This window comes from Sphingorhabdus sp., from assembly GCF_040079335.1.
GTDB lineage: Bacteria > Pseudomonadota > Alphaproteobacteria > Sphingomonadales > Sphingomonadaceae > Sphingorhabdus_B.
The window spans coordinates 1-26,254 of record NZ_JBEBKL010000030.1 but is presented as its reverse complement, the minus strand read 5'-3'; the positions used below and the strand labels follow the sequence as shown (position 1 = coordinate 26,254).

Here is a 26,254-nt window from a genome sequence, read left to right as displayed (position 1 = left end):
CCGGGATGGTACGAGTCGTTGCAGGACCTGTCCTTGACCGATGACAAGGAAGTTATTGACTGAGATCAAAGCCAGATTTCGCGCATCTGCTTAGGTATAGGCGATTATGTGGCCATATTTTCCGGACCTGTTGGCGCGGCCTGTACCGCGATATACGAGCTACCCGCCGGCCACCCAATTTATCGACAAGGTCGGTGCGGACGCGCAGGCAAAGGCGCTCAATGCCGTGGTCAGCGGCACGCCGATCTCACTTTATGCACACATCCCCTATTGCCAGTCGATCTGCTGGTATTGTGGCTGCAACACCGGCGCTGCTGGCCGGACGCAGCGGTTGCACGCTTATCTGGAGGCGCTTGAGGGCGAAATGGCGATGGTCGCCAAAATGCTTGGCGGGCGGGGAAAGCTGCAGCGCATCGCCTTTGGCGGGGGCAGCCCCAATGCCATCGAACCAATAGCTTTCGTCCGGCTGGTCGACCGGCTGGTGACGATGTTCAGCGGGAACAGCCCCGACATTTCGGTCGAAATCGATCCACGTGCATTCAGCCTCGAATGGGCGATGACCCTGGCGGTTGCGCAGGTCAGCCGGGTCAGTTTCGGGGTGCAGAGTTTTGAACCGGACATCCAGGCGGCGATTGGCCGGGTCCAGCCGGTGGAGATGATCGAAACCTGCATGGCGTCGCTACGCGCGCGTGGGATCAAGGCGATCAATTTCGATTTGATGTACGGCCTGCCGCATCAGACCAATGAAAGCCTTTTGGGCACGCTAAACCATGTTGCGCGTATGCGGCCTTCGCGCATCGCTCTGTTCGGCTATGCGCACGTGCCGCACATATTCCCGAGGCAGAAACGCATCGACACCGCAGCTTTGCCGGGCATAGAGGCGCGTTTCGAACAGGCTGCGATCGGCTATGAACGGCTGGTGTCCGAAGGCTATGTGCCCGTGGGCTTCGATCATTTCGCACTGCCCGACGACTCGCTTGCCATTGCCGCAGCCGAGGGCAAGGTGCGGCGCAATTTTCAGGGCTTCACCGAAGACCAATCCGATGTGCTGATCGGATTTGGCGCCAGCGCGATCAGCCAGTTTCCGGATGCAATCATCCAGAATGAGAAGAACCCCGGCGCCTATCGCGAGATTGTCGGCGCGCACCAGCTTGCCGGTCGACGCGGGTTGGTTCGGGATGTCGACGACCAGCTCCGCGCGCAGCTGATTGAACGACTGCTGTGCACCGGTCGGGCTGATACCACTTGTCTGCTGAACGATCCCGCTTCGCTGGCATCGCTGCGCCAACTTGAGGAACGCAGGCTGATCATTCGCGATGGCAATACTATCGTGTTGACTGAAGCAGGACGGCCCTATGCGCGTGTGGTTGCGGCATTATTTGACACGACGCTGCCGGTACTAGGCACCGGTTCACTCGCTGCATGAAAAGTTCGTTTGGCCAATAAGATAGGCGATTTATCGAACTTGATTTGATCGCGGGTCTGATTTGTTGCACCTATCTGCGATGACTTATGAGTTCACAATTCCGAAGCTTACCCGTCGCTCATTTGTTGGCGCGGCAGGCGCGGCAGTCGCCCTATTCGCTACTCCCCCAGTCTTTGCGGAAAGCGAAACCGTCTGGAAAAAGCTGCCCACGGTGCCTTTCAGGGGCAAGCAGGACGATATCAGCTTCGTCGATGCACTTCATGGCTGGTACGGCAATGGTGAGGGAAAGCTCTATCGCACGACCGACGGTGGCGACTCATGGGAGAAAATGTGGGACCAGCCCGGAACTTTCATCCGCGCATTGGGATTTGTTGACCAGCAGGTCGGCTATCTGGGCAATGTCGGGATCAATTATTACCCCGGAGTAACCGACACGCATCCGCTCTATCGCACAGCCGATAGCGGACGGAGTTGGCAGGCGGTTTCGGCGGAAGAGATCGACAAAGTCGTAGGCATTTGTGCGATCGATATCCTGCCGGTCAAACGCATCTTTCAAGGCGAATTGCGTCCCAGTCACATCGTGACGGCGGCTGGGCGGGTTGGCGGCCCCGCGATGATGCTGCGTTCCGAAGATGACGGGGCAAGCTGGAAGGTCATCGACCTTTCCGAACATGCAGGGATGATCCTCGACGTCAAATTCCACGATCCCAAGACAGGTTTTGTCTGCGCCTCGGGCGTGTCCGCGACGGGAGAGGGTGACGCCGTGATGCTGATGACCCGCGATGGCGGCAAAAGCTGGAAACCCGTTTGGCGGTCAAAACGAAAGCTGGAAAATGTGTGGAAGATGAGCTGGCCGAGCCGCAGGGTCGGCTATGCCACGGTGCAAAGCTACGACGAAGCAGCGGGAAACAGGCGCGTGGTGATCAAGACTGTCGATGGAGGTAAGAGCTGGAAGGAAATTCTCCTCGTCGACGAGGCTGGCATTCGCGAATTCGGCGTCGGTTTTGTCGACACGATGCGCGGCTGGGTTGGCACCAGCAAGGGCGGCTTTGAAACCCGCGACGGTGGCAAATCATGGCAGCGGATCGAATTCGGCCGCGCGGTCAACAAAATCAGGGTCGTCCCCGGCGCTAGCGGCGGAAAGCGGCTTTTTGCCATCGGAGTCGATGTGCACCGGTTTGATCTGCCCTAACTATTTACCGCCCATATCAGGAATTCGACATTGCCCTTGGGGCCGGTGATCGGGCTCTCGGTGAGGCCTTTTACAGCCCAGCCGCTGCCCTCAAGCCAGGCTGACACCTCGTCGCACACGCGGCTATGGATTGCCGCGTCGCGCACGACGCCGCCCTTGCCGACCTCGCCCCGTCCTGCTTCGAATTGCGGTTTGATCAGCGCGATCATTTGCGCGCCGGGTTTGGCAAATGTCATGGGTCGTTCGAGCACCTTGGCAAGGCTGATGAAGCTGGCATCGCAGACGATCAGGTCGGCTGGTTCGGGGATATGCTCGGCGGTCAATATCCGTGCGCTGGTCTGTTCGTGGACCACCACGCGCGGGTCTTGCCGCAATTTCCACGCAAGCTGGTTGGTGCCGCTGTCGATGGCATAGACCTTAGCAGTTCCCTTGCTCAACAAAACATCCGTGAAGCCGCCGGTGGAAGAGCCGACGTCGATTGCGACCGCAGCGGTTACGTCGATCCCGAACTGCTCCAGCGCATGCGCCAGCTTGATACCGCCCCGCGAGACCCAGGGATGGTCCTGCCCTTTGACGCTGATTTCAGCGTCCTCGGCCACCTGCAGCCCGGGCTTGTCGGCCTTTTTATCGCCCAGCATCACATGCCCTGCCATCACCAGAGCCTGCGCGCGCGTCCGGCTTTCAGCGAGGCCGCGTTCGACGAGCAGTTGGTCTATCCGGATTTTCGGTTTGGCCATGGCGATTTGGGGCCTAGCCGAATGCTGACCAATTGGCCATAAGGCTGTCCATGCGGATGAACCATCTGATCCTGTTGCCTTTGCTCGCGCTTGCCGCCTGCGTGCCTTCGAAACCTGAGCCGGTTCCGCAGCCCAAGCCGCAACCCGTTCCACCGCCGGTTGTCGTTGCGCCGCAACCTGCGCGTCCGGCGGGTGATTGGATCGACTGGCCGATCGAGGCCGGCACCTGGGTCTATCGCACCGACACGCGCGGATCGCTGGCGCTTTTCGGCCCTGCAGGTGCCAATGCGACGGTCACTTTGCGTTGCGACAAAGCGCGCGCCCGTATCTTCTTTTCTGTCTCCGGCATATCGCAAAGCGGGACTTTGACCGTCCGGACAAGTTCGACGATGAAGTCATTCGCTGCATCGCAGGCGTCGACAGAGCCGCCCTATATCGCCACCGAACTGATGCCGCGCGACCCGATCCTCGACGCGATTGCCTATAGCCGCGGCCGCTTTGCCATTGAAATTGCTGGCTTGCGTCCGATGGCGATCCCGAATTGGGCAGAAATCGACCGTGTGATTGAGGATTGCCGCAGCTGAAACCACGCAACAAAAAAGGGGCCGGGCGGGCCCCTGCGCAAGAGGCAAGATATTTGCCAGAAAAAAATCGAAAAACAAGTCTTGTTTCACAGATTCGCTTGATTCAAATTTGAGTCGCGGAGGGCAAGCAGATGCAAGACGCAAACAGTTTTCAACAATCGAAAGGAGGTGATCCGATGTCTCATGGTTCAGTTACGAGGTCGGACATTTCCGTTCGGGGGATCGGCTGCTGATTTCAGCATGACTACCACTCCCGGCAGCGGCATGTCCGGCTGCTGACCATGCAAGGAAAGGGTCGCTCCCGCACGGAGCGGCCCTTTTCGCATGTCACATCACAAGTTCGTCGAAAGCGGCTGGTAAGCTGACGATGGCACCCTACATTGATGCAGGAAAGTTGAGGATTGAGCATGGCATTTATGAAGGGCGTCTGGCGGTTTCTGGTTGGCATCAAGGACGGGCTGGCGCTGCTGTTCCTGCTGGTCTTTTTCGGGATGCTTTATGCGCTGCTCAGCGCCGGGCCTAATCCCGGTGCCGTGCGCGACGGTGCGTTGCTGATCGAACTGGATGGATTTGTTTCCGAACAACCAGCAGCCATCGATCCAGTCGGCGCCTTGTTATCGCAGCGCGCGCCAATGCGCGAATATCGTCAGCGCGACATATCCCGCGCGCTCGAACTGGCGGTGAAGGATCATCGTATCAAGGCGGTGGTGCTCGATCTCGATCGTTTCATGGGCGGCGGACAGACGAGTCTTGCCGCCTTGGGCGAGAGGATTGATGCGGTGCGCAAGGCAGGCAAGCCGGTCTATGCCTTTGCGACTGCTTATAGCGACGATGGCTATCAGTTGGCCGCGCATGCCAGCGAGATCTGGGTCGACCCACTGGGTGGCGTGCTGCCGACCGGGCCGGGTGGCTCGCGGACTTACTATAAGGGCCTGTTCGACCAATTGGGTGTCAAGGCGCATATCTACCGCGTCGGCACCTTCAAAAGCGCAGTCGAGCCCTATATGCGCGCCGACCAGTCACCAGAGGCCGAAGTTGCGATGAAGGCGCTCTACGATGAAGTTTGGGAGCAATGGCGAAGCGATGTTGCCAAAGCGAGACCGAAGGCGAAGCTCGACGCGCTGCTCGCCGATGCGCCGGCAGCGGTTGAGGCGGCGAAAGGCGATCTGGCGCAATTGTCGCTGGCGAACGGGTTGGTCGACAAGCTGGGTGATCGCATCGCTTTCGGCAAATATGTCGCCGCTAAAGTGGGCGAAGGGCGCGAGGAAAAAATCGGTGGCTTTGCCGAAACCCGCCCAGCGGCTTTGCTTGACGCACACAGCCCCTCGCGCGATGGCTCCCCGATTGGAGTCATCACCGTCGCGGGCGAAATCATTGACGGTAAGGGTGGGCCGGGCGTAGCTGCAGGTGATAGCGTATCCGAACTCATCTACGACGCGCTCAAAAATGACGATCTGAAGGCGCTGGTGGTGCGCGTTGATTCACCAGGCGGGTCGGTGACAGCGTCGGAGAAGATCCGGCTAGCCTTGGCAGAGGCCAAGAAGCGCAAAATTCCGGTTGTCGTCTCGATGGCCAATCTGGCCGCCAGTGGCGGTTATTGGATATCAATGCCTGCCGACACCATCTTTGCGGAGCCTTCGACTATCACCGGTTCGATCGGAATTTTCGGCGTACTGCCTTCGGGTAAGGAAGCGCTCGCCAAATGGGGCGTGACTACCGATGGCGTGCGCACCACCCCGCTTTCGGGGGAGCCCGATGTGCTGGGCGGCATCAGCCCTGAATTCGACCGGTTGGCGCAGGCGACGATCGAAAAGGGCTATCGCGATTTCCTGACGCGCGTGGCGGTTTCGCGTAAAAAGACCGTCGAGCAGGTCGATGCCATTGGCCAAGGCCGCGTCTGGGCGGGCGGTACTGCGCGCCAATTGGGGCTGGTCGACCGGTTGGGCGGTCTTGACGACGCTTTGGCCGAAGCAGCGCGGCTGGCCAAGCTTGAGAAAGGCAACTGGCACCCGCTCTACATCGAACCCATGCCCGATTTTGCCAGCGCGCTGCTAGGCGGGCTGATGCCCGAACCGGCGCAGGCGCAAGCTCCGAAGGACTTGTTCGGGCGTGCGGCATGGGAGCAGCAGTTGGTATTTGACCGGATTGCAGCGGACTTGCGCTTGCTGTCGGGTGTGCAAGGCGCACAGGTGCGTTGTCTGGAATGTGGCGCGGTGGCGGGGCTACCGACAGTAGGTGGCGAGACGAACTCCGGAAACTGGTTCGATATGTTGCTTTCGCGGTTGCACTAGCCACTCCGAAAAGCATTGGTAATCGGATAGCGACGGTCGCGGCCGAAATTGCGGCTACCCAGCTTGACCCCGGGCGGGGCCTGCCGTCTTTTATATTCGGCGATATAAAGCAGCCGCTCGATCCGCTCGACCACCTCGCGCGGGTGGCCGCGTGCGGTGACTTCATCGACCGACAGTTCCTGCTCGACCAACCCGAGCAAGATATCGTCCAGTACCGGATAGTCGGGCAAGCTGTCGCTGTCTTTCTGGTCAGGACGCAGTTCAGCCGAGGGGGGGCGCGTGATGATCGCTTCGGGGATGACAGGGCCGTCGGGGCCAAGCCCGATGCGGCAGCGATTGGCGTTGCGCCAGCGCGAGATCGCAAACACCGTCATCTTATAGGCGTCTTTCAGCGGGTTATAGCCGCCCGCCATATCGCCATAGATGGTGGCATAGCCGACGCTCATCTCGCTCTTGTTGCCTGTAGTCAGCAGCATATGGCCGAATTTGTTGCTGAGCGCCATCAATGTCACCCCGCGGATGCGCGACTGGACATTTTCCTCGGTGATATCGACGTCCTTGTCGGCAAAACTGCCTGCGAGCATCTCGTCGAACGCCATGACCGCCGGATTGATCGGGATGGTATCGAGGCGGCAGCCGATCATCGCGGCACATTCCGCCGCCAGATCGAGGCTCAACTGGCCGGTGAAGCGGCTGGGTAGCATGACGCACCACACCCGGTCTGGCCCCAAGGCATCGGCGGCAATCGCGGCGCAGATTGCGCTGTCGATCCCGCCAGAAAGCCCCAGCACCACGCCGGGGAAACGGTTGCGGTCGACATAGTCGCGCAACGCCAGCACCATCGCGGAATAGATGTCGGCTGGGTGATCTTCCCACACCGCCAGTTCGCCACTTTCGCACGCCCAGCTATTGGCACCCTTGCACCAATGCGTGATGCGCAGATGTTCCTCCCAGTCGGGCAGGTGATGCGCGGCCTTTCCATCGGCGTTGAGCACAAAGGAGCAGCCGTCGAACACCAGCTCATCCTGCCCGCCGACGCGGTTGAGGAAGATGAGCGGAAGGCCGGTTTCGGCGACACGGGTGGCAAACACTTCCTCCAGCCGCCGGTCGTCCTTGTCGATTTCATAGGGGCTGCCATTGACCGAAATCAGCAGCTCGGCGCCTTGCGCCGCCAGATGGGTGCACACACTGGGCAACCAGCCATCCTCGCAGATGGGTAGGCCAAGCTTGACCCCGCGAAACGCGACGGGTTCGGGCAGCAGCCCCTGCGCGAAAATACGTTTTTCGTCGAAGGTGCCATAATTGGGCAGCTCGTGCTTTTTTCGAATCGTGACGATTTTGCCGCCGTCGAGCAGCGCAACGATATTGTAGAGCGCATTGCCCTCTTTCAGGATCGATCCCACCAGCATCGCAGGGCCACCATCAGCAGTCGCCGCCGCAAGCCGTTCCAGTTCGCGTGCTGCGGCCTTCTGGAAAGCAGGCTTCAGCACAAGGTCTTCGGCTGGATAACCGATCAGCTGCTGTTCCGGAAACAGCACCAGATCGACGGCACCGGCCTTTACGCGCCACGCCAGCATAGCATCGGCATTGCCTTTAAGGTCACCCACACGCTGGTTGAGCTGGGCCATGGCGATGGAGAGGGTATCGGTCATGGTAGGGCCGCAAACCCGAAGTCAACGCCTTCGAGGCGCCAAAATGGCAAAGAGCCGGACGCAAAATGCACGCCGGGAATAGTGGTTCTATTGCCAAGGGCGTTTTGTGTTCGGATCGAAGCCATTTTGACGTCCTACGGATTTGACCGATTTTGTCCATTGCTGCGTTGGCGAGCTTGGAGATATCGACATATCCCCGTCGCTCGCCGCCTAGCACTGAACAAAATCGCTTCAAACCTCGAAAGCGTTGACTTCGGGTTTGCGGCCCTATTTCCTATTGTCCACAATCGAGGCGGGCAAGGCGATTGTCAGCTTGGATGGCCTTCGCTAGGGCGGCGTCACGATTCTGCAACGCGGCAAAGGGGTGGCGCGCAATGAAACTGATTACCGGGAACAGCAACCTTCCGCTCGCAAAGGGTATCGCCGAATATCTGGGGCTTCCGCTGACCGACGCCAGCGTCCGCCGTTTTGCCGACAATGAGATTTTCGTCGAGATTCACGAAAATGTCCGTGGTGAGGATATGTTTGTCATCCAGTCGACCAGCCATCCGGCGAACGACAATCTGATGGAATTGCTGATCATGATCGACGCGCTGCGCCGTGCTTCGGCCAAGCGCATTACCGCGGTGCTCCCCTATTTCGGCTATGCCCGGCAGGATCGCAAACCGGGCCCACGCACGCCTATTTCAGCCAAGTTGGTCGCCAATCTGATCACCGAGGCCGGGGCCGACCGCGTGCTCACCGTCGACCTGCACGCCGGTCAGATCCAGGGTTTCTTTGATATCCCGACCGACAATCTGTTTGCCGGCCCGGTGATGAGCGCCGACATTTTGGAACGGCACGGCGATAAGCCGATCACCGTTGTCTCCCCCGACGTCGGCGGCGTTGTCCGCGCGCGGGGGCTGTCCAAGCGCATCAACGACGCTCCGCTCGCAATCGTCGACAAACGCCGCGAGAAAGCGGGCGTTTCCGAAGTGATGAACATCATCGGCGATGTGAAGGATCGTTTCTGCATCCTGATTGACGACATCGCCGATAGCGCAGGCACGCTGTGCAATGCCGCTGATGCCCTGAAAGCATCCGGTGCTTCCGACGTCGTCGCTTATATCACCCACGGCGTGCTGTCGGGCGAAGCGGTCAACCGCGTCAATGCGTCGAGCTTGCGCAAGCTGGTAATCACCGATTCGATCATCGCATCGGACGCCGCACGTGATAGCGCCAAGATCCGCCAGCTACCGATAGCGTCCTTGCTGGGCGAAGCGATCAAGCGCATCGCCGACGAAAGCAGCGTTTCAAGCTTGTTCGACTGATCGATGCCAAAATCGATCCTGCTGATTGGCGCTACGGGCTTCATCGGCAGTGAGATTGCGCGAATGCTGGTCCGTGAAGGACATGCGGTGACCGGGTTGGCTCGGGATATCGACTATGGGCGGCGGATTCTTGCCCGTTTGAATTGGGTGCAAGGCGACTTGCGGGCGTTGCTGACGGCGAACGACTGGCAAGGAAAGGTCAAAGGCCACGACATTGTCATCAACGCGAGCGGGGCGCTGCAAAGCGGCCTGCGCGACAATGTGAACCAGGTACAGTTTGAAGCAATCGCTGCGCTGATTGAGGCATGCAAAATTGCCGAAACCGGCCATTTCATCCAGATTTCCGCGTCCAATGCCGATCAGGGTCAAAGCAGCGATTTCATGGAGAGCAAGGCGAAGGCCGATGCCTTGCTTGCCGCATCTGGGCTGAGTCACACCCTATTGCGTCCCGGACTTGTCATCGGTCGCAACGCCTTTGGGGGTACCGAAATGGTCCGCATGGCGGCGGCGTTGCCCTGGGTCGTTGTAGCACCTTTCGGCACGGGGAAAATTCAATGCGTCGCTTTGGCCGATGTGCTTGATGCGGTGAACCGGTCGGTTGCGCGGCCGGAAGCGGCGCAAGGGCAATATGATCTGGTCGAACGGCCATCGCATGACCTCGCCGAAATCTTCGAAAAACACCGCCAGTGGTTGGGTTTTGCGCCATGTCGGTTTCGGCTGCGGGTTCCAGTTTGGATTGTGCGTCCGTTGACCGCCATTGCCGATGGGCTGGGCTGGCTAGGTTGGCGCTCGCCTTTGCGTAGCAATTCGATTGCCGCGTTGATGAACGGCGTTTCGGGCAATGCCGACGAAGCCGAAAAGCTTCTTGGTCGTCCGCCGAAAAACCTTGACCAAACATTGGCCGAATTGCCTGCGGCCGGGAAAGCAGATCGCTGGCACGCGCGCATTGCCACACTCTATCCGCTCGCGCTGGCTTCATTGCTGCTCTTGTGGCTGGGCAGTGGAGTGCTCGGTTTAGTCAAGGCCGATCAGGCAGCGGCATTGATTGCGGGGCAAGTTGGCGAATCGAGCGCCAGACTGCTCGTTTTTGCGGGCTCAATAGCCGATATAGCGGTCGGTTTGGGTTTGCTGTTTCGTCCATGGCTGAAAGCGGCGCTTCTCGGGTCGGTCCTTCTGACGCTTGGCTATTGGGCGGGCTCAGCGCTGCTGCGTCCCGATCTGTGGCTTGATCCGCTGGCGCCGATGCTCAAGACGGCTCCCGCCCTGATCCTGTCGCTTGCCTGCCTTGCGATAGCCGACGAGCGGTGATTGATCTGCTCATCCTTGCGCGTTGGCTGCATGTGATTGGTGCGACAGTGCTGCTCGGCACCGGCGCAGGCATCGCCTTTTTCATGGTCATGGCTCACCGGACTGCCGACCCGAAACTGATCGCCCATGTCGCCTCGACTGTGGTGATCGCCGACTTTCTGTTTACAGCGACCGCAGTTATTGTTCAGCCGCTGACCGGCATCTGGCTCGCGTTGCTCACAGGCTGGCCGTTGACGACACCCTGGATCGTCTGGTCGCTGGGACTCTATGTCTTTGTCGGCCTGTTCTGGCTGCCGGTGGTCTGGATGCAAAAACAGATGCGCGATCTGGCGCGCGCAGCCGCTGCCGGTGACACTGCATTGCCGGAGCAATATTATAAACTCTTCCGCCTGTGGTACGCATTTGGATTTCCAGCGTTCTTTGCGGTGCTCGCTATCATCTGGCTGATGCTGCAACGCCCTGATATGTAAAGCGCATGTTGCGCTTTTGCGAAAAGCAAGGCAGGGCATTTCCATGATTGGGGCAAAGGAAATCGAATTGGCGGGGCGGCTCGCTGACGTTGCAGGGGGCGTCATACGCCCGTTTTTTCGCGCCAGTTTTGATCATGAAGCCAAGGCAGACTCCACGCCCGTCACCGAAGCCGACCGCGCGGCAGAGGCCGCTATCCGCGCGATCCTCGATGTAGAATGCCCTGCCGACGCGATCGTCGGCGAAGAATATGGCGAGAAAAACGGCACCTCGGGTCGCACTTGGGTGATTGATCCAATTGATGGCACGATCAGTTTCATGGCGGGGCGCCCGATATTCGGCACGCTGATCGCACTGCTCGAAGATGGCTGGCCGGTGATGGGCGTTATCGACCAGTGCATCAATCGCGAACGCTGGATCGGTGTCACCGGGCAGGGTACAACCTTGAACGGCAAGCTTGTCTCGACCCGCGCTTGTCGCGAACTGGCGCAAGCGTCGCTCGCCACCAGTGGTCCGCAATATTTCAGCCAGCATGACGGCGACCATTTCATGGCGCTCGCGGCACAGACCGCGCACAAACGGATGCTCTTTGGAGGGGATTGCTACAATTACGCGCTGCTCGCGTCCGGGCATATCGATATCGTCGTCGAATCCGGCCTCAAGCTGCATGATTTTGCAGCACTTGTACCCGTTGTCGAAGGCGCGGGCGGGCTGATGTGCGACTGGAATGGAGAGATGCTGCACGCAGGATCCGAAGGCCATGTCATCGCGCTCGGCGATCCCGCGCGGATGGAAGATGTGATCGAGGCACTGGCGTGCAATCACTAAGTTCCATCGGCGATTATAAGTTTATCCTGCCGGCGCCTGAACTCAGGCGCTATTTCAGCAGCTATTATTTTGTAGAGATTTCGACCCCGGGCAGGGTTGAGCAGGACGATCTGCTCTATCCAGAATGGGCGAGCGCGCGTTTCATGCTCGAAGGGATGATCCCCGCAAGCTTAGTTCCCGATCCCGTGGTGTCGGTGCCAAGGGCATCGATGACAGGCCCGACCAGCCGAGCCTGCCACGTCCGTTGCTCCTTTGCGCGGCTGGCAGGTATCGGCATGCTGCCTGCGGGCTGGAGCCGGTTTGTCGGCACAAATGCGAGCCACTTTGCAAACGCAGTATTCGATGTCGAAACCGAAACTGCCTTTAGCCTTTTTGGCGCAATATGGGCGGACATACAGGGGCTACAGGACAATCGCGAAATTGCCGACATTTTCGATAAGCATTTGCTCGCAGCACTTGGCCCGGAATATGATCGGGAAGAAGAGATCGAGCGCGTCCATGCTGCATTGGCCGATCCGGAGATCACTGATGTAGGGCAATTGGCGGCGCGGGTGGGGCTCAACAGCCAATATGTTGAGCGCCTTTGCCGCCGCGTATTCGGCTTCCCGCCGAAGCGCTTGCTGCGCCGCCAGCGCTTTCTGCGTTCGCTCGGTGCACGCATGCTCGATCCTGACCTCAAATGGGTGAAGGTGCTCGACGCCAGCTATCATGATCAGGCGCATTTCAGCCGCGATTTTCGCGACTTCATGGGTATGAGCCCCAAGGCCTTTCTCGATATGCCGCGCCCCATAAGCAAGGCGGCGCTCCGGGCGAGGGCCGAGGCGCTCGGCCAGCCGTTGCAAGTTTTACACGGTCCTTGAAACCACTCGCTGCTTGACGAAGGAAAATCCTGCAGCAATGACAGCTTACATGCAGGGGATCGCAAATTGACCGGGGCGGATGGATCCAGCCAAACGCGATTCATCGCGCCGCATCCGCGTCTGCAGCCTTATCTCTCGGTCTATTATTTCACCTCGATCGACACTCTGGATGGCGAGCCTGTCTGCGATTGGATGAACCCTGAGTGGGCCAGTGTGCGGTTTCGCTATAGCGGTGACACGCTGGGCGGGTTTGTCGGGCAAGCGCTACGCGACATTCCGCCAGCCCATTTTGTCGGGCCGACCAGCCTTGCCGGGCCTTTTGCCGCCCGGCGTGCGCGGATTGCCAGTATTGGATTTCTCCCCGTCGGATGGAGCATGTTTATCAATGAGTCTGCCGACGCCTGGGCGGACCGGCTTGATGATGCGTCTTTGGTCAAAACACCTGTGGTTTTTGCCGACATGATGCAAGCGGCGTCATCGGCGCACGACCTTGACGAAATGGCTGCCCGGTTCGATGCCATATTGCTCGACGCTTTGGATAACCGCCCGCTGATCGATGCTGCCACGGAACAGCGGGTGCGAACGGCGCATGCGGCGCTGATGGACCCTGAAGTCACCACAGTCGCGCAATTGGCCGCGCGGTTGCAGCTTTCCATCGCCCAGTTGCAGCGGCTTTCGCTTCGTATTTTCGGCTTCTCACCCAAATTGCTGCTACGGCGCCAGCGTTTTGTACGGACATTGGCGGTGATCATGCGCGATCCGGAGAGCAACTGGTCCGACGCGCTTGATGCCAACTATCATGATCAGGCGCATTTCAACCGGGATTTCCGGCAGTTTTTCAAGATGAGTCCGCGCGAATATCGCGCCCATCCGCACCCGATTATCGGTGCTGCTTCAAAGGCGCGGATGGCGGCGATGGGCGATCCGCTGCAGGCGCTGCAAAAACCGGGGGCAGGCAACGGGCACTGAATTGCCCTTCACACTTGCATTATCAGCCGAATCCCGCTAGGCGCGCGCCTTCCGAATGAGCAGGCTGGCTAAAAGGGCTGCCATGTTTGCTCGATACGGACTCTCTTGGAGAGGTGCGGCACCAGCCCACGCCCCACCCGGCCACCCAAACAGGGTATGGTCATGGGTGGCCGGGTGGGGGAGTGGGCCGGTACCGTCTCCATGCAAACAAAGGAGACCAAAATGCCCAAGTTGAAGACCAAGAGCGGCGTCAAAAAGCGCTTCAAGCTCACTGCCACAGGCAAGGTAAAGCACGGCGTAGCCGGCAAGCGCCACCGCCTGATCAGCCACAGCGGCAAATATATCCGTCAGAACCGCGGCACCGACGTGCTTAGCGATTCGGATGCGGGTCACATTCGCCAATGGGCGCCGTACGGCTTGAAATAAGGAGCGCTGAACCATGGCACGCGTCAAAAGGGGTGTAACCACCCGCGCCAAGCACAAGAACATCTTGGAGCAGGCAAAAGGCTTTTATGGCCGTCGTAAAAATACCATCCGCATCGCACGTCAGGCCGTCGAAAAGGCCGGCCAATATGCGTATCGCGACCGCAAGGTAAACAAGCGCAATTTCCGCGCTCTCTGGATCCAGCGCATCAACGCCGCTGTCCGCGCCGAAGGTCTGACCTATGGCGTCTTCATGCACGGCCTGAAGCTTGCTGGTGTCGAACTCGACCGCAAGACGCTTGCCGATCTTGCGATGAACGAGTCGGCTGTGTTTAGCGCCATAGTTGCGCAGGCGAAGGCAGCGCTGCCGAAAGCAGCATAAGCTACCACTTCGAATAATGCGCAAATGGGCGTGGGCGGCACTTGCCGTTCGCGCCCATTTGCTTATGCGGATTGGGAGTAACTGATATATCTTATTTTATTCGTCATTCCCGCGAAGGCGGGAATCCAACTCCTGAGGTATAAATTTCAGAGGCAGGAGTTGGCCCCCGCCTTCGCGGGGGTGACGAAACAGAGGGAATGCATGAAGCAAGACTTCCAACCAGTGGTCTACATTATGGCCAACCGCCGCTATGGCATCAACTACACAGGCGTGACATCCAACCTGATGCAGCGTATCGGCCAGCACCGAGACGGATATTTTGAAGGGTTTTCGAAGGACAACGACACAAAGATTCTGGTCTGGTTCGAACTACATGGCACGATGGAAACGGCTATTGTTCGAGAGAAGCGGATCAAGAATTGGAACAGGCAGTGGAAGATAAATCTGATCGAAAAGGACAATCCTGACTGGAAGGATTTGGCGGTCGATTTGGGCTTTCCTCCATTGCAACGAAAGTGAACACAACCCCCTAGTTCGTCACCCCTGCGAAGGCGAGGGTCCAACTCCGGTGTTGTAAATCTAGGCGGCGGGAGCTGGATTCCCGCCTTCGCGGGAATGACGAAGATGAGTGAAATTGAAAGACTGAAAGAGCTGATGGCGTCGCTTGAAAAGCAGAGCGCAAGAAGCGTGCTGGCAGACTCGATACGAACTGCGCTTGATCAGGATCCAAAAATCAAAAAAGCCTTTGATGACTTCTTTGAGAAGGAAGCGCAGCGTCGAAAAATGATTGATCAGCTGGCAGAATCTCCGGCTGTCGAAACCATAAATCAAATTCGCAACAACAATAACATGTTCGCCGAGGCATTGGAGCAGTTCAGAATTGGTAGCTTGGGAAAAAGTGGTGTTGTTACCGGCTTGCTGAAGACACTTGGTGGAAGGACAGACGACGAACGGGCTCAGCTCGGCCCGCAATTCAATGCATTGCGAAAAGACTTTGAAAGCGTCATCGCTCAAGGAAAAGCGGAAGTTGAAGAGGTTGATCTTGCTGCGCGTCTGGCGACCGAACGGCTCGACATGACGCTGCCCGCGCCTGAAGCGCCCCGCGGCACCGTGCATCCGGTTTCGCAAGTGATGGACGAACTCGCCGAAATCTTCGCCGACATGGGCTTCGCCGTCGCTGAAGGGCCGGAGATTGAAGACGACTGGCACAATTTCAGCGCGCTCAACATTCCCGAGACGCACCCGGCGCGCGCGATGCACGATACCTTTTACTTCCCTGACCAGATGGCGCTGGATGGCAAGAAGATGCTGCTGCGCACACACACCTCACCGGTACAGATCCGCACGATGACGTCGCAGGAGCCGCCAATCCGCATCATCGCTCCGGGCCGCGTCTATCGTTCGGACAGCGACGCGACGCACACGCCGATGTTCCACCAGATCGAAGGTCTGGTAATCGACAAGGGCATCCATCTGGGGCATCTCAAATGGACGCTCGAAACCTTCCTCAAGGCCTTTTTCGAGCGCGACGATGTCGTGCTGCGCCTGCGCCCCAGTTACTTCCCCTTCACCGAACCCTCGGTCGAGGTCGATGTCGGCTATTCGGTGGTCAAGGGCAAACGCGTGATTGGCGGCAGTGAAGGCTGGATGGAAGTGCTGGGCAGCGGCATGGTTCACCGCAAGGTGATCGAGGCCTGCGGGCTCGACCCCGATGTGTGGCAGGGCTTTGCCTTCGGCACCGGTGTCGACCGGCTTGCGATGCTCAAATATGGCATGGACGATCTGCGCGCCTTCTTCGACGGCGACAATCGCTGGCTCCAGCATTATGGCTTCAACGCGCTCGATGTGCCCACACTCAGCGGAGGAGTAGGCGCATGAAATTCTCGCTATCCTGGCTGAAATATTATCTCGAAACCGAAGCCACGATCGATCAGGTCGCCGATTGCCTCAACCGCATCGGGCTTGAGGTTGAAGGCATTGAAAACCCGGCGGACAAACTCGCAGGCTTCCTTGTGGCGAAGGTGCTCACCGCAGCCCCGCATCCGCAGGCAGACAAGCTGCAGGTGCTCACCGTCGATTCCGGTGACGGCAATCCGTTGCAAGTCGTCTGCGGCGCGCCCAATGCCCGTGCGGGGTTGGTCGGCGTGTTCGGCGTTGAAGGTGCGACGGTACCTGCCAATGGCATGGTGCTAAAGAAAACCGCCATTCGCGGCGTCGAATCGAACGGCATGATGTGCTCGGTCGCCGAACTCGAACTGGGTGACGACCATGACGGTATCATCGAACTTCCCGCCGATGCGCCCGTTGGCATGGCCTTCGCCGAATATGCGGACGTCAACGATCCGGTGATCGATGTCGCCATCACCCCCAACCGGCAAGATTGCATGGGCGTGTTGGGTATCGCGCGCGATTTGGCGGCGGCGGGGCTTGGCACGTTCAAACCGGTCGAGGTGCCCGCTATAACTAGCAGCTACCCATGCCCGGTCGAAATCCGCACCGACGATCCCGAAGGCTGCCCAGCCTTTTACGGGCGCGTTATTCGCGGCGTGAAAAACGGCACTTCGCCCGACTGGATGCAGGCGCGGCTGAAGGCTGCCGGACAACGCCCGATTTCGGCGCTGGTCGATTGCACCAACTATCTGATGCTCGCCTGCGGACGCCCGGCGCACGCTTATGATCTGGCCAAACTGAACGGTGCGGTTGTGGCCCGCCGTGCGGTAAAGGGCGAAACGGTCACGGCGCTGAATGGCAAGGAATATACCCTCTCTTCCGACATGACCGTAATTGCCGATGACAGCGGCGTGCACGACATTGCGGGGATCATGGGCGGCGAGCATTCGGGCTGTTCGGAGGACACCACCGATGTCCTGCTCGAAATCGCCTATTTCACGCCCGAACGAATCGCCAGGACGGGTCAGGCGCTGGCGCTGACTTCGGATGCGCGCAGCCGCTTTGAACGCGGGGTCGATCCGGCCTTCCTCGACGATGGCCTTGCGCTGTTGACCGACCTGATCCTCAAAACATGCGGTGGTGACGCGAGCGATGTAATCCATGCAGGCCAACCTCCGGTCGAGCGCAAGACGGTCGTCTATGATACGGCGCGCTGTGTTGCTCTGGGCGGTATCGACGTGCCTGCCGATCAGCAGAAGGCGATTTTGGAATCATTGGGCTTTGAAGTAGCCACTGACTGGACCGTAACCGTCCCGACATGGCGTCGCGACATTGATGGCTGGGCTGACCTTGTCGAAGAAGTCGTGCGCATCGTCGGCCTCGATAATGTGGTTTCCACCCCACTGCCGCGCGCCGATGGTGTGGCGAAGCCAACTGCTACCCCGCAACAAAGCCTAGAGCGCAAGGTACGCCGCGCTGCGGCTGCGCGCGGGTTGAACGAGGCGATCAACTGGTCGTTCCTGCCGCAGAAAGAAGCCGACGCCTTTGGCGGTGGCAGCTGGAGCCTCGAAAACCCGATTAGCGAAGACATGAAGGTCATGCGTCCCTCGCTGCTTCCGGGCCTGCTCTCGGCGGCGCAGCGCAATATGGATCGCGGCGCTTCGTCGGTGCGGCTGTTCGAAGTCGGGCGGCGTTATCTGGCGGACAGCGAGCGTCTGACGGTGGGCATCGTGCTGGCGGGTGAAAAGACCCCGCGCGGCTGGGCGACTGGCAAGGCCGCCAAGTTTGATGCCTATGATGCCAAGGCCGAGGTTATCGCGCTGCTGGCGGCGGCTGGCGTTGCGACCGACGGCCTGATGGTGCTTGGCGAAGCAGGCGAGCATTATCACCCCGGCCAATCGGCGACCTTGCGCATGGGTCCTAAAAATATCCTCGCGGCGTTTGGGACGCTCCATCCGGCGACCGCCAAGGCGTTCGATCTGGACGGGACCGTGATCGCCGCGGAAATCTTCCTCGACGCAATCCCGGCGAAGAAGGGTGCGGGCTTCATGCGCCCCGCCTTCACGCCGCCGGCTTTGCAGGCAGTCACGCGCGACTTCGCCTTCCTTGTTCCCGAGCAACTCCCCGCAGGCGATCTCGTCCGTGCGATCAAGGGTTGCGACAAGGACAATATTGTCGCCGTCCGCCTGTTCGATCGCTTTGCCGGGCAGGGTGTCCCCGAAGGCCAGATCAGCCTCGCCATCGAGGTGACGTTGCAGCCCGGCGAGAAAAGCTATGGCGACGAGGAGCTCAAAGCAATCAGCGAACGTGTTGTCGCGGCCGCGACAAAGCTTGGCGCAACATTAAGGGGATAGTCTTGGTGTCGATCAAACAAATTTCAGCGGTGATTGCTGCCGGGCTAATGCTGTGCCATGCGCCGCTTTCTGCGGCGGATATCGTATTGGAGCCGAAAAAGATAACAGCTCCATCAAAATTGAAGGCAGACGAAGGCGCGGTGCGTCTCTCGGTTAGAACGCAAAGCCAGTATACCGAGACGTTTTTCCTCTATTTTGTTCAACTGCGCAATGATGGCAGAGACAGCGACAAATATTACCGCATCGAGCGTGGCGCCGGCGTGCCGATCGCAGGGTCGAACATGATTGATGTCAAAGCCAATATATATAAATTTCCCGCGGGACGTTATCGGTTGGTTGCCTATACCATGCGTTGCGAAGGCGTTCCAAAAGCTGGAATGCAGTGTGTGGCTTCAATTGGCGGGCCTCTGCCCACCGGACATTATTCAGCACCTTCGCCCGAGTTTGAAGTCAAGAACGGCGGTTTCACTGACGCCGGTGACTATATCTACGAATATGTCGGGCCGCTGCAGATCGGCGAGGTCGACCAACATCAGGATTTTTCAAAAGGTGAATCGCAAATTCGGTGGAAGCCGCTCAAATTGCCTGTTCCTTCTGCATTTAGCGCCCTACCAGTTGTAGGCGAAGTAACCTCACCATTAGAATTCAAATCCCGGATCAAATGCGAAACTCGGCCCAAGGGCGTGTCGCTGTTCATCCCCTTCATTTGCTGATCCTAACAAAAAAGGCCGGGGCGCAAACCCCGGCCTTTCGCATTCACTCCCGGGAGAGGTTGGGAGGAAATCAGAAGCGATATTCGATGTTGAACGTCGCGGTGCGCGGCGGGCCGTAATAGCCGATGATCGAATTGCCGAATCCAGCACCGGGGAAGTTGTACCCACCGACGCGATAGCGTTCGTTGGTCAGGTTGCGCAGGTTGACTGACAGTTTGAATGCGTCATCGGGCGACGTCCAGGCTGCCGAAGCATCGACCAGGAAATAGCCGTCGGGATCTAGCGCAGGGGTCGGGATTTCGAACATATAGGCATCACTGCGTAGCGATACCGCAGGGGTGAACGAAATCCGTCCGCCCAGAAGATCACCCGATGCCGTAGCCGAAGCGCTGGCGGTAAACTTGGGCGTGTTCTGGAATTCGCGGGCATTTGATACGTCGACCGGTGTGGTGCCGCCCGCGATCAAAGTCAGGAATTCCTTATAATCGGCATTGGTGTAACCGATTGCGGCATTCATCGAGAAATTTGCGGATGGCACAACGCGCAGTTCGAATTCCGCTCCCGAAATGTCCCCGCGACCCGCATTGTCGACAAAGCTGGCGATTCCGCCAAGCAGCAAGTTGGGCACCTGGATTGTGACCTGCTGGTTCTTGTACTTTGATTTGAAGAGCGCGAAGTTGGTGAACAGCGTGCGGTCAAGGAAGGCGCCCTTGAAGCCGACTTCATAGCTGTCGATGGTTTCGGGTTCATAGCCGTTGACGGTTGTCGGTGTAAAAGCCGCATCGCCGCGCATATCGAAACCACCGGACTTGAAGCCCTTGCCATAAGACGCGTAGAAATTCGCATTGTCATTCGGCTGATAGCTCAGTGAAACCCGTGGCGTGAATTTCTCAAAGCTGCGGTCGTTCGTATAGTCTGTCCGGATGAATCCTGCGACAGCTGCAGCGTTGCCAAATATCGGGCTGCGGATGCCCGCATAGTTGCGACGGAAAACTGTGCCGGTCTTATCGTCCTTGGTATAGCGCAGGCCAGCCGAAAGCTTAAGTTGCTCGGTCACATCAAAACTGAAATCGGCAAAGGCCGCATAGCTTTTGGTTTTGACCGTGCCCGAAGTCAGAATTGTCAAATTTGACAGGCCGAGCACCGTATCAAACGCACCGCTGGCGCGGGCATCGAGATAATAGAGGCCGGCAACACCCTGGATGCGGTCGCCTTCAAACAGCAATTGCAATTCCTGTGTGAACTGGCGGTCGTCATAAAAGGCGGGAATATCGAGAACGGGGCCAGCCGTGTTATCGAAATCGATCAGTGTGTCGGTGTGGCCATCGCGATAAGCCGAGATGGATTTGAAGGTCAGTGCATCCGACAGGCCGATTTCGGCGGTCAGCGAAACGCCCTGCGTCTCAACCTTGTTGTCTTCGCCAATGCCAGCGCGCGTGTCATAGACACTGGCCGTGGGCTGGAATGCTGCCAAACCGCCATTTCCAACCAGACGGGTGCCGTGGCGCGGGTTCGACTTGTCGATGATCTTGTCCGCAGCAACGCGGATAAACACCGAATCCGAAGGCGCGAACTCGGCTGAAATGCGGCCTGCCAGCACATCCTTGTCATATTGGTCAGCGCCGGTGGTCAGATTTTTACCGAAACCGTCGCGCTGGTACCATGCAATCGCACCGCCGACCGAGAAGGTATCGCCGATCGGTATGGTGATCTGGCCGATCAAGTCGATCTGGTTGTAGGCGCCATAAGAGGCGCGCACCTTACCGCCGAATTCATTGCCCAGCTTGTTGGTGACATATTTGACGGCACCACCGATGGTGTTGCGGCCATAGAGTGTGCCTTGCGGGCCGCGCAGCACTTCAACGCGCGAGACGTCGAAAATGTCGAGCACAGCACCCTGCGGGCGAGCGACATAGACGTCGTCGACATACAGGCCAACGCCAGGCTCAAAACCCCAAAGTGGGTCCTGTTGCCCCACGCCGCGGATGAAGCCGATCAGGGTGGAGTTCGAACCACGCGCAATTTGCATCGTCATGTTCGGCGCCTTGTCTTGCAGCGCGGTGATGTCGACAGCACCCTGTGCGGCAAGCGTATCGCCCGAAATTGCGGTCATCGAAATGGGAACGTCGAGCAGGCTTTCCTCGCGACGACGGGCAGTAACGATGATTTCATCGCCGCCTTCGCCTTCATCGGCCATGGCTTCGTCTTGCGCCCAAACCGGGGTTGCCATCGTCGTGACACTGCCAAGGGCGATTCCCGACATCAGGACTGCGCGCGTAAATGACTGGAATTTCATGATATCCTCTCTTCCGTCCACTCGAATTTGCGGCTTTCCCGCAATTTTCTGCTTGCTCCATACTGAAAGTTGAACCATCTTTCAACTTCTGGAAGAGGAATTTTGCAAATGGTCGCCGTGCGTGGCATGGATGCAACAATGACGGGGGAAGATAAGGCACCGCGCACCGAACGCGGCCGACGCACGTTGCGTGCCTTGCTCGACGCTGCGCGCGCAGAATTCGGGGAAAAAGGCTTCCATGACAGCTCGGTGGTCAGCATCACCAGCCGCGCCGGGGTCGCGCTCGGAAGTTTCTACACCTATTTCGATTCAAAGGAATCGCTGTTCCGCGCGCTAGTGAGCGATATGTCGGGGCAGGTGCGCGACTATGTTGCGCCTGTGCTTGCGGGCGAAGGGGACCAGATCGATGCGGAAGGCCGGGCGCTGGCCGCCTTCTTGTCCTTTGCGCGGCAGCACAAGGAAATCTACCGGATCATCGACGAAGCCGAATTCGTCGCCTCCGATGCCTGGCAGACGCACTATGGCACGACTGTCGACCGCATTTTTGATCGTCTGAAGGCTGCCGAAGCGCGCGGCGAGATCGGCGGGCCGGTCGATGAAGCCCAAGCTTGGGCGATCATGGGGATGAACGTCTTCCTCGGGCTGCGCTATGGCGTATTGGGCGAAGAACGTGACGTTGGCGAGATTGCCGATGTGGTGAATGCGATGCTGCGCTTTGGCCTCGGACGTCAGGCTGGACGCTAAGGCCCATCCCCGCTAGGGCCGCGCGCATGACGACTGCACCCTGGGCCAAGCGCCGCACTTTTGCGATTATCTCGCATCCTGACGCTGGTAAAACCACTTTGACCGAAAAACTGCTGTTGCAGGGTGGCGCGATTCACCTTGCCGGTGAAGTGAAAGCACGCGGTGCTGCGCGGCGTGCCCGCTCCGACTGGATGAAGATCGAGCAGCAACGCGGGATTTCGGTGACCAGCTCGGTGATGACTTTTGAGAAGAACGGCATCGTCTTCAACCTGCTCGACACGCCGGGGCACGAAGACTTCTCCGAAGACACCTACCGCACGCTTACTGCCGTCGATTCCGCGATCATGGTGATCGACGCCGCCAAGGGTATCGAGCCGCAGACGCTGAAACTGTTCGAGGTCTGCCGCCTGCGCAGCGTGCCGATCATCACCTTCGTTAACAAGGTCGACCGCGAAGGTCGCCCCTGTTTCGAAATACTCGACGAAGTAGCCGACAAGCTGGCATTGGACGTCTGCCCGATGAGCTGGCCGGTCGGCATGGGTGGCGAGTTTGAAGGGATATTCGATTTCGCCACCGGACGCCTCACCCAACCCAGCGGCGACAGCAAGGCCTATGAAGGCAAATCGAGCCAGCACAGCGGCATCGACGATCCGTCGCTTGCGGAAAAATTGTCGGCCAATGGCCTCGCGAAATTCCGCGAAGAGGCTGAGCTGGCGCAGGCCGGTTACGCCTCTTTTGATCTGGAAGCCTATCGCCACGGTGACCTGACCCCGGTCTATTTCGGCTCGGCGTTGAAAGAGTTCGGGATAGAGGAAATGATCGCGGCTATTGCTGAATTTGCCCCCCCGCCGCGTCCGCAGCCGAGTGCAGTCGGCACGATCATGCCCGACAACAACGAAGTCACCGGCTTCATCTTCAAAGTGCAGGCCAATATGGACCCGCAGCACCGGGACCGGATCGCCTTCATGCGGCTCTGCTCGGGCACCTTCAAACGCGGCATGAAACTCACGCCTTCGGGGCTTGGCAAGCCGGTCGCGATCCATTCGCCGATCCTGTTCTTCGCACAAGACCGCGAGATTGCCGATACCGCCGAGCCCGGTGATATCATCGGCATCCCCAACCATGGCACGTTGCGCGTCGGCGATACGCTCTCCGAAAAGAACAGTGTGCGCTTCACCGGCCTCCCCAATTTTGCCCCCGAAATCTTGCGCCGCGTCGTGCTGCGCGACCCGACCAAGACCAAGCAGTTGCGCAAGGCGCTTGACGATTTGTCCGAGGAAGGCGTGATCCAGGTTTTCTATCCCGAGATCGGCTCGAACTGGGTGGTCGGCGTGGTCGGTCAGCTCCAGCTCGACGTGCTGATTTCAAGGCTGGAGGCCGAGTATAAGGTCGATGCGTTCCTCGAACCCGCACCCTATGACACTGCGCGCTGGATTAACGGTAGCGATTCCGATCTGAAAACTTTTGCCCAGTTCAACGGCGGCAATATGGCGAAGGACCGCGATGGTAACCCGGTCTTCATGGCGCGCTCGTCATGGGATGTCGGCTATCAGCAGGAAAAACATCCCGATCTGGTGTTCAGCGCGACGAAGGAACGCTAGGCCGCAGGCCTGACTTCGACCGGGACTCCCGAAAAGGCCGCATTGCCCGACAACGGGTCGAGGGCATCTTCGTCGGTCAGGTCGTTGATGCTAGCGCCGGCATGCGCCTGTGCGACTGCCATCGAGACGCCGGGCAGGTTGTGGCCCCATCCATGCGGGATCGAAACCGTGCCGGGCATCATGTCATCGGTGACCTCGACCGGAAGCTTGATCGCGCCGCTTTTGGACGAGACTTCGGCCAGCGATCCATCACCCAGATTGCGCGCGCGGGCATCGTCTGGGTGGATCATCAGCGTGCAACGCTCCGGCCCCTTCACAAGGCGCGGGCTGTTGTGCAGCCAGCTGTTGTTCGACCGAACATGCCGCCGCCCGATCAGCCGTAACCGGTCATCATTGGCTTGCAACAAAGTAGCGCGCAGCCGCTCGAGATCGGCAACCAAATGCGGTGACCCACAATCGATCCGTTTGGTTGGCGTTCGCAGCCGTTCGGGGAAGCGCCCTGCCTGCGGCGGTCCGAAGTCTTTACCGCTCGGCTGAGCTTCCACCTCTTCCAGTGAAACAGCATAGGGCCCAGCCTTGAGCAGATTGTCGAGCAACTCGCGCGGTGTTGGCCGTTCAATAGGCACACCCGAAATCGCTTCGGCCAGCTTGCGGATGATCTGCCAGTCCTGCAGCGTCCCTTCCTCGGCCTCAAACAGCGGCTTGGAGAATTTGCCGAAATTGCGGATCGCTATCGGCAGCAGGAACAGCCCATAATGCTCGCGCTCCAACGGCCCGACTGGCGGCAAAATATAATGCGCACGGCGGCTGGTGGCGTTGCGATACATGTCGATCGAGACCATTAGATCGAGGCCTTCCAGCGCGGCGTCGAGCCGACGGCCATTGGGCGTCGACAGCACCGGATTGCCCGCGACCACAAACAGCGCTTTGATCTGGCCTTCACCGGGGGTTTCAATTTCCTCCGCCAATGCAGCTGCGGGATATTCGCCCATCACCAGCGGATGACCCGAAACGCGCGAATGGCGGCGGCCGACCGATCCCGGACCGGCCATCGCAACGGTATCGACCAAAGGTGTCGGGAACAGCAGACCACCCTCACGGTCCAATTGCCCCGAGGCGATGTTGATCAGACCAATCAGCCAGGCGTTCAATGTGCCGAAGCTTTGCGTTGCGGCGCCGATGCGTCCGTAAAGTGCGGCAGGTCCCGTCACCATCCGGTCCGCAAGCCATTCGATATCGGGCAGGGCAACGCCGCATTGTGCTGCACAGGCCCCGCTGTCGAAGCCCTTTATCGCCTCGGCCACCGCATCCAGATTGTCGATATAGTCGGGCAGCGCAGGCCGTTCCGGATGTGTGAGCACAGCCTTCAATAAGGCCACCAGCAGCAAACCGTCGGTCGCGGGACGGATGAATAGATGCCGGTCGGCAATCTTCGCAGTCTCGGTCCGCCGGGGATCGATCACCACCAACTGCCCGCCCCGCTTTTGCAGCGCCTTGGCACGGTTGCGGAAGTCGGGGACGGTCCAGACACTCCCATTGGACGCCATGGGGTTGCCGCCCAAGATGATCATCGTCTCGGTACGGTCGATATCGGGCACGCCCCACAGCCCCGAATGGCCGAACAGCGCCAGATTGGCGACCATATGTGGCATCTGGTCGACGGTGCTCGCGGAATAGATATTTTTGAGGCTCAGCGCTTTTTTGAGTTCGCCCGACACCAGTGAATTGGCATAGCTGTGCGCATTGGGGTTGCCGATATACATCGCCGCACCGTCGGCATCGCGCGCCAATATCGCACGGGTGCGTTCGCCGATTTCGGCAAAGGCCTGTTCCCAGCCGATTTCCTCCCAACTGTCGCCACTGCGTTTCAGCGGTTTGCGCAGCCGGTCCGGATCGTCCTGCAGGTCGGCAAGTGCGGTTGCCTTGGGGCAGATATGCCCGCGCGACAGAGCGTTGTCGGGGTCGCCCTTGATCGAGAGTATATCGCGCCCTTCGGCGGTGACGATGATCCCGCAATTCGCCTCGCAAATGCTGCAGGTGCGGTGGTGGACAATGGGCATGGGCGACTCTCCTCGCCCGGCAGGCTAGAGGGTTTACATTCGGATGCAAGGTTTTGGCAGCTTGACCGAAGGGTTGGGTTGCAGCATCTCCGATGCAGAATTTACCGTCCCCCTCCCGCAAGCGGGAGGGGTTAGGGGAGGGCCTGAGAAGGAGCGCCGATGTCTG

General features: G+C 59.1%; 22 protein-coding genes. 18 read left to right on the top strand and 4 right to left on the bottom strand.

The features are described 5' to 3' along the window. Positions 1-106: 106 nt before the first annotated feature. A complete protein-coding gene (hemN, locus tag ABL922_RS09580; protein ID WP_349023988.1) occupies positions 107-1,426 on the top strand; it encodes an oxygen-independent coproporphyrinogen III oxidase in 1,320 nt (439 codons plus the stop codon). Positions 1,427-1,505: 79 nt separating this feature from the next. Further along, positions 1,506-2,618, top strand: a complete 1,113-nt coding sequence (locus ABL922_RS09575) for a hypothetical protein (protein ID WP_349023987.1) — start codon at positions 1,506-1,508, stop codon at positions 2,616-2,618. On the opposite strand, the gene ABL922_RS09570 is transcribed toward ABL922_RS09575, so the two are convergent. Continuing rightward, complete coding sequence (locus ABL922_RS09570; protein WP_349023986.1) at positions 2,615-3,355, bottom strand: TlyA family RNA methyltransferase; 741 nt, start codon at positions 3,353-3,355, stop codon at positions 2,615-2,617. The two genes, ABL922_RS09575 and ABL922_RS09570, sit on opposite strands and share 4 nt — an antisense overlap. 56 nt (positions 3,356-3,411) lie before the next feature. Here ABL922_RS09570 and ABL922_RS09565 point away from each other — a divergent pair, with 56 nt between their 5' ends. Both ABL922_RS09565 and sppA read left to right on the top strand, forming a co-directional pair. Next, positions 3,412-3,939 carry a hypothetical protein gene (locus ABL922_RS09565; protein ID WP_349023985.1) on the top strand — a complete coding sequence of 176 codons (528 nt, stop codon included), beginning with the start codon at positions 3,412-3,414 and terminating at the stop codon, positions 3,937-3,939. Between the two features lie 407 nt (positions 3,940-4,346). Next, the gene (gene sppA, locus ABL922_RS09560) at positions 4,347-6,230 is read left to right on the top strand and encodes a signal peptide peptidase SppA (RefSeq protein ID WP_349023984.1); all 1,884 of its coding nucleotides are present in this window, start codon (positions 4,347-4,349) and stop codon (positions 6,228-6,230) included. Here sppA and ABL922_RS09555 read toward each other — a convergent pair. After that, positions 6,227-7,882 (bottom strand): NAD+ synthase, encoded by a 1,656-nt coding sequence (locus ABL922_RS09555; RefSeq protein WP_349023983.1) that lies wholly within the window; start codon positions 7,880-7,882, stop codon positions 6,227-6,229. The genes sppA and ABL922_RS09555 overlap by 4 nt on opposite strands. Before the next feature lie 374 nt (positions 7,883-8,256). Between ABL922_RS09555 and ABL922_RS09550 the strand changes: the two genes are divergently transcribed. The 12 genes from ABL922_RS09550 to ABL922_RS09495 all read left to right on the top strand — a co-directional run bounded on the left by ABL922_RS09550 (position 8,257) and on the right by ABL922_RS09495 (position 19,387). Beyond that, entirely contained in the window at positions 8,257-9,192 is a 936-nt protein-coding gene (locus ABL922_RS09550; protein WP_349023982.1) for a ribose-phosphate pyrophosphokinase, read from the top strand. 3 nt (positions 9,193-9,195) lie between these two features. Continuing rightward, positions 9,196-10,500 (top strand): SDR family oxidoreductase, encoded by a 1,305-nt coding sequence (locus tag ABL922_RS09545; RefSeq protein WP_349023981.1) that lies wholly within the window; start codon positions 9,196-9,198, stop codon positions 10,498-10,500. Continuing rightward, positions 10,497-10,970: a DUF2269 domain-containing protein gene (locus tag ABL922_RS09540; RefSeq protein WP_349023980.1), complete on the top strand. Its 474-nt coding sequence runs from the start codon at positions 10,497-10,499 to the stop codon at positions 10,968-10,970. The genes ABL922_RS09545 and ABL922_RS09540 overlap by 4 nt, the downstream gene beginning before the upstream one ends. A 43-nt stretch (positions 10,971-11,013) precedes the next feature. After that, positions 11,014-11,796 (top strand): inositol monophosphatase family protein, encoded by a 783-nt coding sequence (locus ABL922_RS09535; RefSeq protein WP_349023979.1) that lies wholly within the window; start codon positions 11,014-11,016, stop codon positions 11,794-11,796. Then, positions 11,784-12,656: a helix-turn-helix domain-containing protein gene (locus ABL922_RS09530; RefSeq protein ID WP_349023978.1), complete on the top strand. Its 873-nt coding sequence runs from the start codon at positions 11,784-11,786 to the stop codon at positions 12,654-12,656. Before ABL922_RS09535 ends, ABL922_RS09530 begins: the two co-directional genes overlap by 13 nt. A 66-nt stretch (positions 12,657-12,722) precedes the next feature. After that, positions 12,723-13,625 (top strand): helix-turn-helix domain-containing protein, encoded by a 903-nt coding sequence (locus ABL922_RS09525; protein ID WP_349023977.1) that lies wholly within the window; start codon positions 12,723-12,725, stop codon positions 13,623-13,625. A gap of 222 nt (positions 13,626-13,847) precedes the next feature. Continuing rightward, positions 13,848-14,051 (top strand): 50S ribosomal protein L35, encoded by a 204-nt coding sequence (gene rpmI, locus ABL922_RS09520; RefSeq protein WP_115550181.1) that lies wholly within the window; start codon positions 13,848-13,850, stop codon positions 14,049-14,051. A 13-nt stretch (positions 14,052-14,064) separates the two neighbouring features. Continuing rightward, complete coding sequence (gene rplT, locus ABL922_RS09515; protein WP_115549904.1) at positions 14,065-14,430, top strand: 50S ribosomal protein L20; 366 nt, start codon at positions 14,065-14,067, stop codon at positions 14,428-14,430. 201 nt (positions 14,431-14,631) lie between these two features. Beyond that, a complete protein-coding gene (locus tag ABL922_RS09510) occupies positions 14,632-14,949 on the top strand; it encodes a GIY-YIG nuclease family protein (protein WP_349023976.1) in 318 nt (105 codons plus the stop codon). 330 nt (positions 14,950-15,279) lie between these two features. Next, positions 15,280-16,308, top strand: coding sequence for a phenylalanine--tRNA ligase subunit alpha (gene pheS, locus ABL922_RS09505; RefSeq protein ID WP_349024002.1), 1,029 nt, complete (start codon positions 15,280-15,282; stop codon positions 16,306-16,308). Beyond that, positions 16,305-18,674, top strand: a complete 2,370-nt coding sequence (gene pheT / locus ABL922_RS09500) for a phenylalanine--tRNA ligase subunit beta (RefSeq protein WP_349023975.1) — start codon at positions 16,305-16,307, stop codon at positions 18,672-18,674. The genes pheS and pheT overlap by 4 nt, the downstream gene beginning before the upstream one ends. Positions 18,675-18,676: 2 nt before the next feature. Further along, positions 18,677-19,387, top strand: a complete 711-nt coding sequence (locus ABL922_RS09495; protein WP_349023974.1) for a hypothetical protein — start codon at positions 18,677-18,679, stop codon at positions 19,385-19,387. 70 nt (positions 19,388-19,457) lie between these two features. On the opposite strand, the gene ABL922_RS09490 is transcribed toward ABL922_RS09495, so the two are convergent. Beyond that, positions 19,458-21,683, bottom strand: coding sequence for a TonB-dependent receptor (locus ABL922_RS09490; protein ID WP_349023973.1), 2,226 nt, complete (start codon positions 21,681-21,683; stop codon positions 19,458-19,460). Positions 21,684-21,821: 138 nt separating this feature from the next. On the opposite strand from ABL922_RS09490, the gene ABL922_RS09485 reads away from it, so the two are divergent. Further along, positions 21,822-22,427, top strand: a complete 606-nt coding sequence (locus ABL922_RS09485; protein WP_349023972.1) for a TetR/AcrR family transcriptional regulator — start codon at positions 21,822-21,824, stop codon at positions 22,425-22,427. Positions 22,428-22,453: 26 nt separating this feature from the next. Continuing rightward, positions 22,454-24,028: a peptide chain release factor 3 gene (locus tag ABL922_RS09480; RefSeq protein WP_349023971.1), complete on the top strand. Its 1,575-nt coding sequence runs from the start codon at positions 22,454-22,456 to the stop codon at positions 24,026-24,028. Here ABL922_RS09480 and ABL922_RS09475 read toward each other — a convergent pair. Next, positions 24,025-26,088, bottom strand: a complete 2,064-nt coding sequence (locus ABL922_RS09475) for a molybdopterin oxidoreductase family protein (protein WP_349023970.1) — start codon at positions 26,086-26,088, stop codon at positions 24,025-24,027. The two genes, ABL922_RS09480 and ABL922_RS09475, sit on opposite strands and share 4 nt — an antisense overlap. Between the last annotated feature and the right edge of the window lie 166 nt (positions 26,089-26,254).

Excerpts from the sequence above, each read along its gene's own strand:
- hemN (WP_349023988.1), top strand. The coding sequence starts at position 107 with ATGTGGCCATATTTTCCGGACCTGTTGGCGCGGCCTGTACCGCGATAT.
- ABL922_RS09575 (WP_349023987.1), top strand. The coding sequence starts at position 1,506 with ATGACTTATGAGTTCACAATTCCGAAGCTTACCCGTCGCTCATTTGTT.
- ABL922_RS09570 (WP_349023986.1), bottom strand. The coding sequence starts at position 3,355 with ATGGCCAAACCGAAAATCCGGATAGACCAACTGCTCGTCGAACGCGGC.
- ABL922_RS09565 (WP_349023985.1), top strand. The coding sequence starts at position 3,412 with ATGAACCATCTGATCCTGTTGCCTTTGCTCGCGCTTGCCGCCTGCGTG.
- sppA (WP_349023984.1), top strand. The coding sequence starts at position 4,347 with ATGGCATTTATGAAGGGCGTCTGGCGGTTTCTGGTTGGCATCAAGGAC.
- ABL922_RS09555 (WP_349023983.1), bottom strand. The coding sequence starts at position 7,882 with ATGACCGATACCCTCTCCATCGCCATGGCCCAGCTCAACCAGCGTGTG.
- ABL922_RS09550 (WP_349023982.1), top strand. The coding sequence starts at position 8,257 with ATGAAACTGATTACCGGGAACAGCAACCTTCCGCTCGCAAAGGGTATC.
- ABL922_RS09545 (WP_349023981.1), top strand. The coding sequence starts at position 9,196 with ATGCCAAAATCGATCCTGCTGATTGGCGCTACGGGCTTCATCGGCAGT.
- ABL922_RS09535 (WP_349023979.1), top strand. The coding sequence starts at position 11,014 with ATGATTGGGGCAAAGGAAATCGAATTGGCGGGGCGGCTCGCTGACGTT.
- rpmI (WP_115550181.1), top strand. The coding sequence starts at position 13,848 with ATGCCCAAGTTGAAGACCAAGAGCGGCGTCAAAAAGCGCTTCAAGCTC.
- rplT (WP_115549904.1), top strand. The coding sequence starts at position 14,065 with ATGGCACGCGTCAAAAGGGGTGTAACCACCCGCGCCAAGCACAAGAAC.
- ABL922_RS09510 (WP_349023976.1), top strand. The coding sequence starts at position 14,632 with ATGAAGCAAGACTTCCAACCAGTGGTCTACATTATGGCCAACCGCCGC.
- pheS (WP_349024002.1), top strand. The coding sequence starts at position 15,280 with ATGTTCGCCGAGGCATTGGAGCAGTTCAGAATTGGTAGCTTGGGAAAA.
- pheT (WP_349023975.1), top strand. The coding sequence starts at position 16,305 with ATGAAATTCTCGCTATCCTGGCTGAAATATTATCTCGAAACCGAAGCC.
- ABL922_RS09490 (WP_349023973.1), bottom strand. The coding sequence starts at position 21,683 with ATGAAATTCCAGTCATTTACGCGCGCAGTCCTGATGTCGGGAATCGCC.
- ABL922_RS09485 (WP_349023972.1), top strand. The coding sequence starts at position 21,822 with ATGACGGGGGAAGATAAGGCACCGCGCACCGAACGCGGCCGACGCACG.
- ABL922_RS09480 (WP_349023971.1), top strand. The coding sequence starts at position 22,454 with ATGACGACTGCACCCTGGGCCAAGCGCCGCACTTTTGCGATTATCTCG.
- ABL922_RS09475 (WP_349023970.1), bottom strand. The coding sequence starts at position 26,088 with ATGCCCATTGTCCACCACCGCACCTGCAGCATTTGCGAGGCGAATTGC.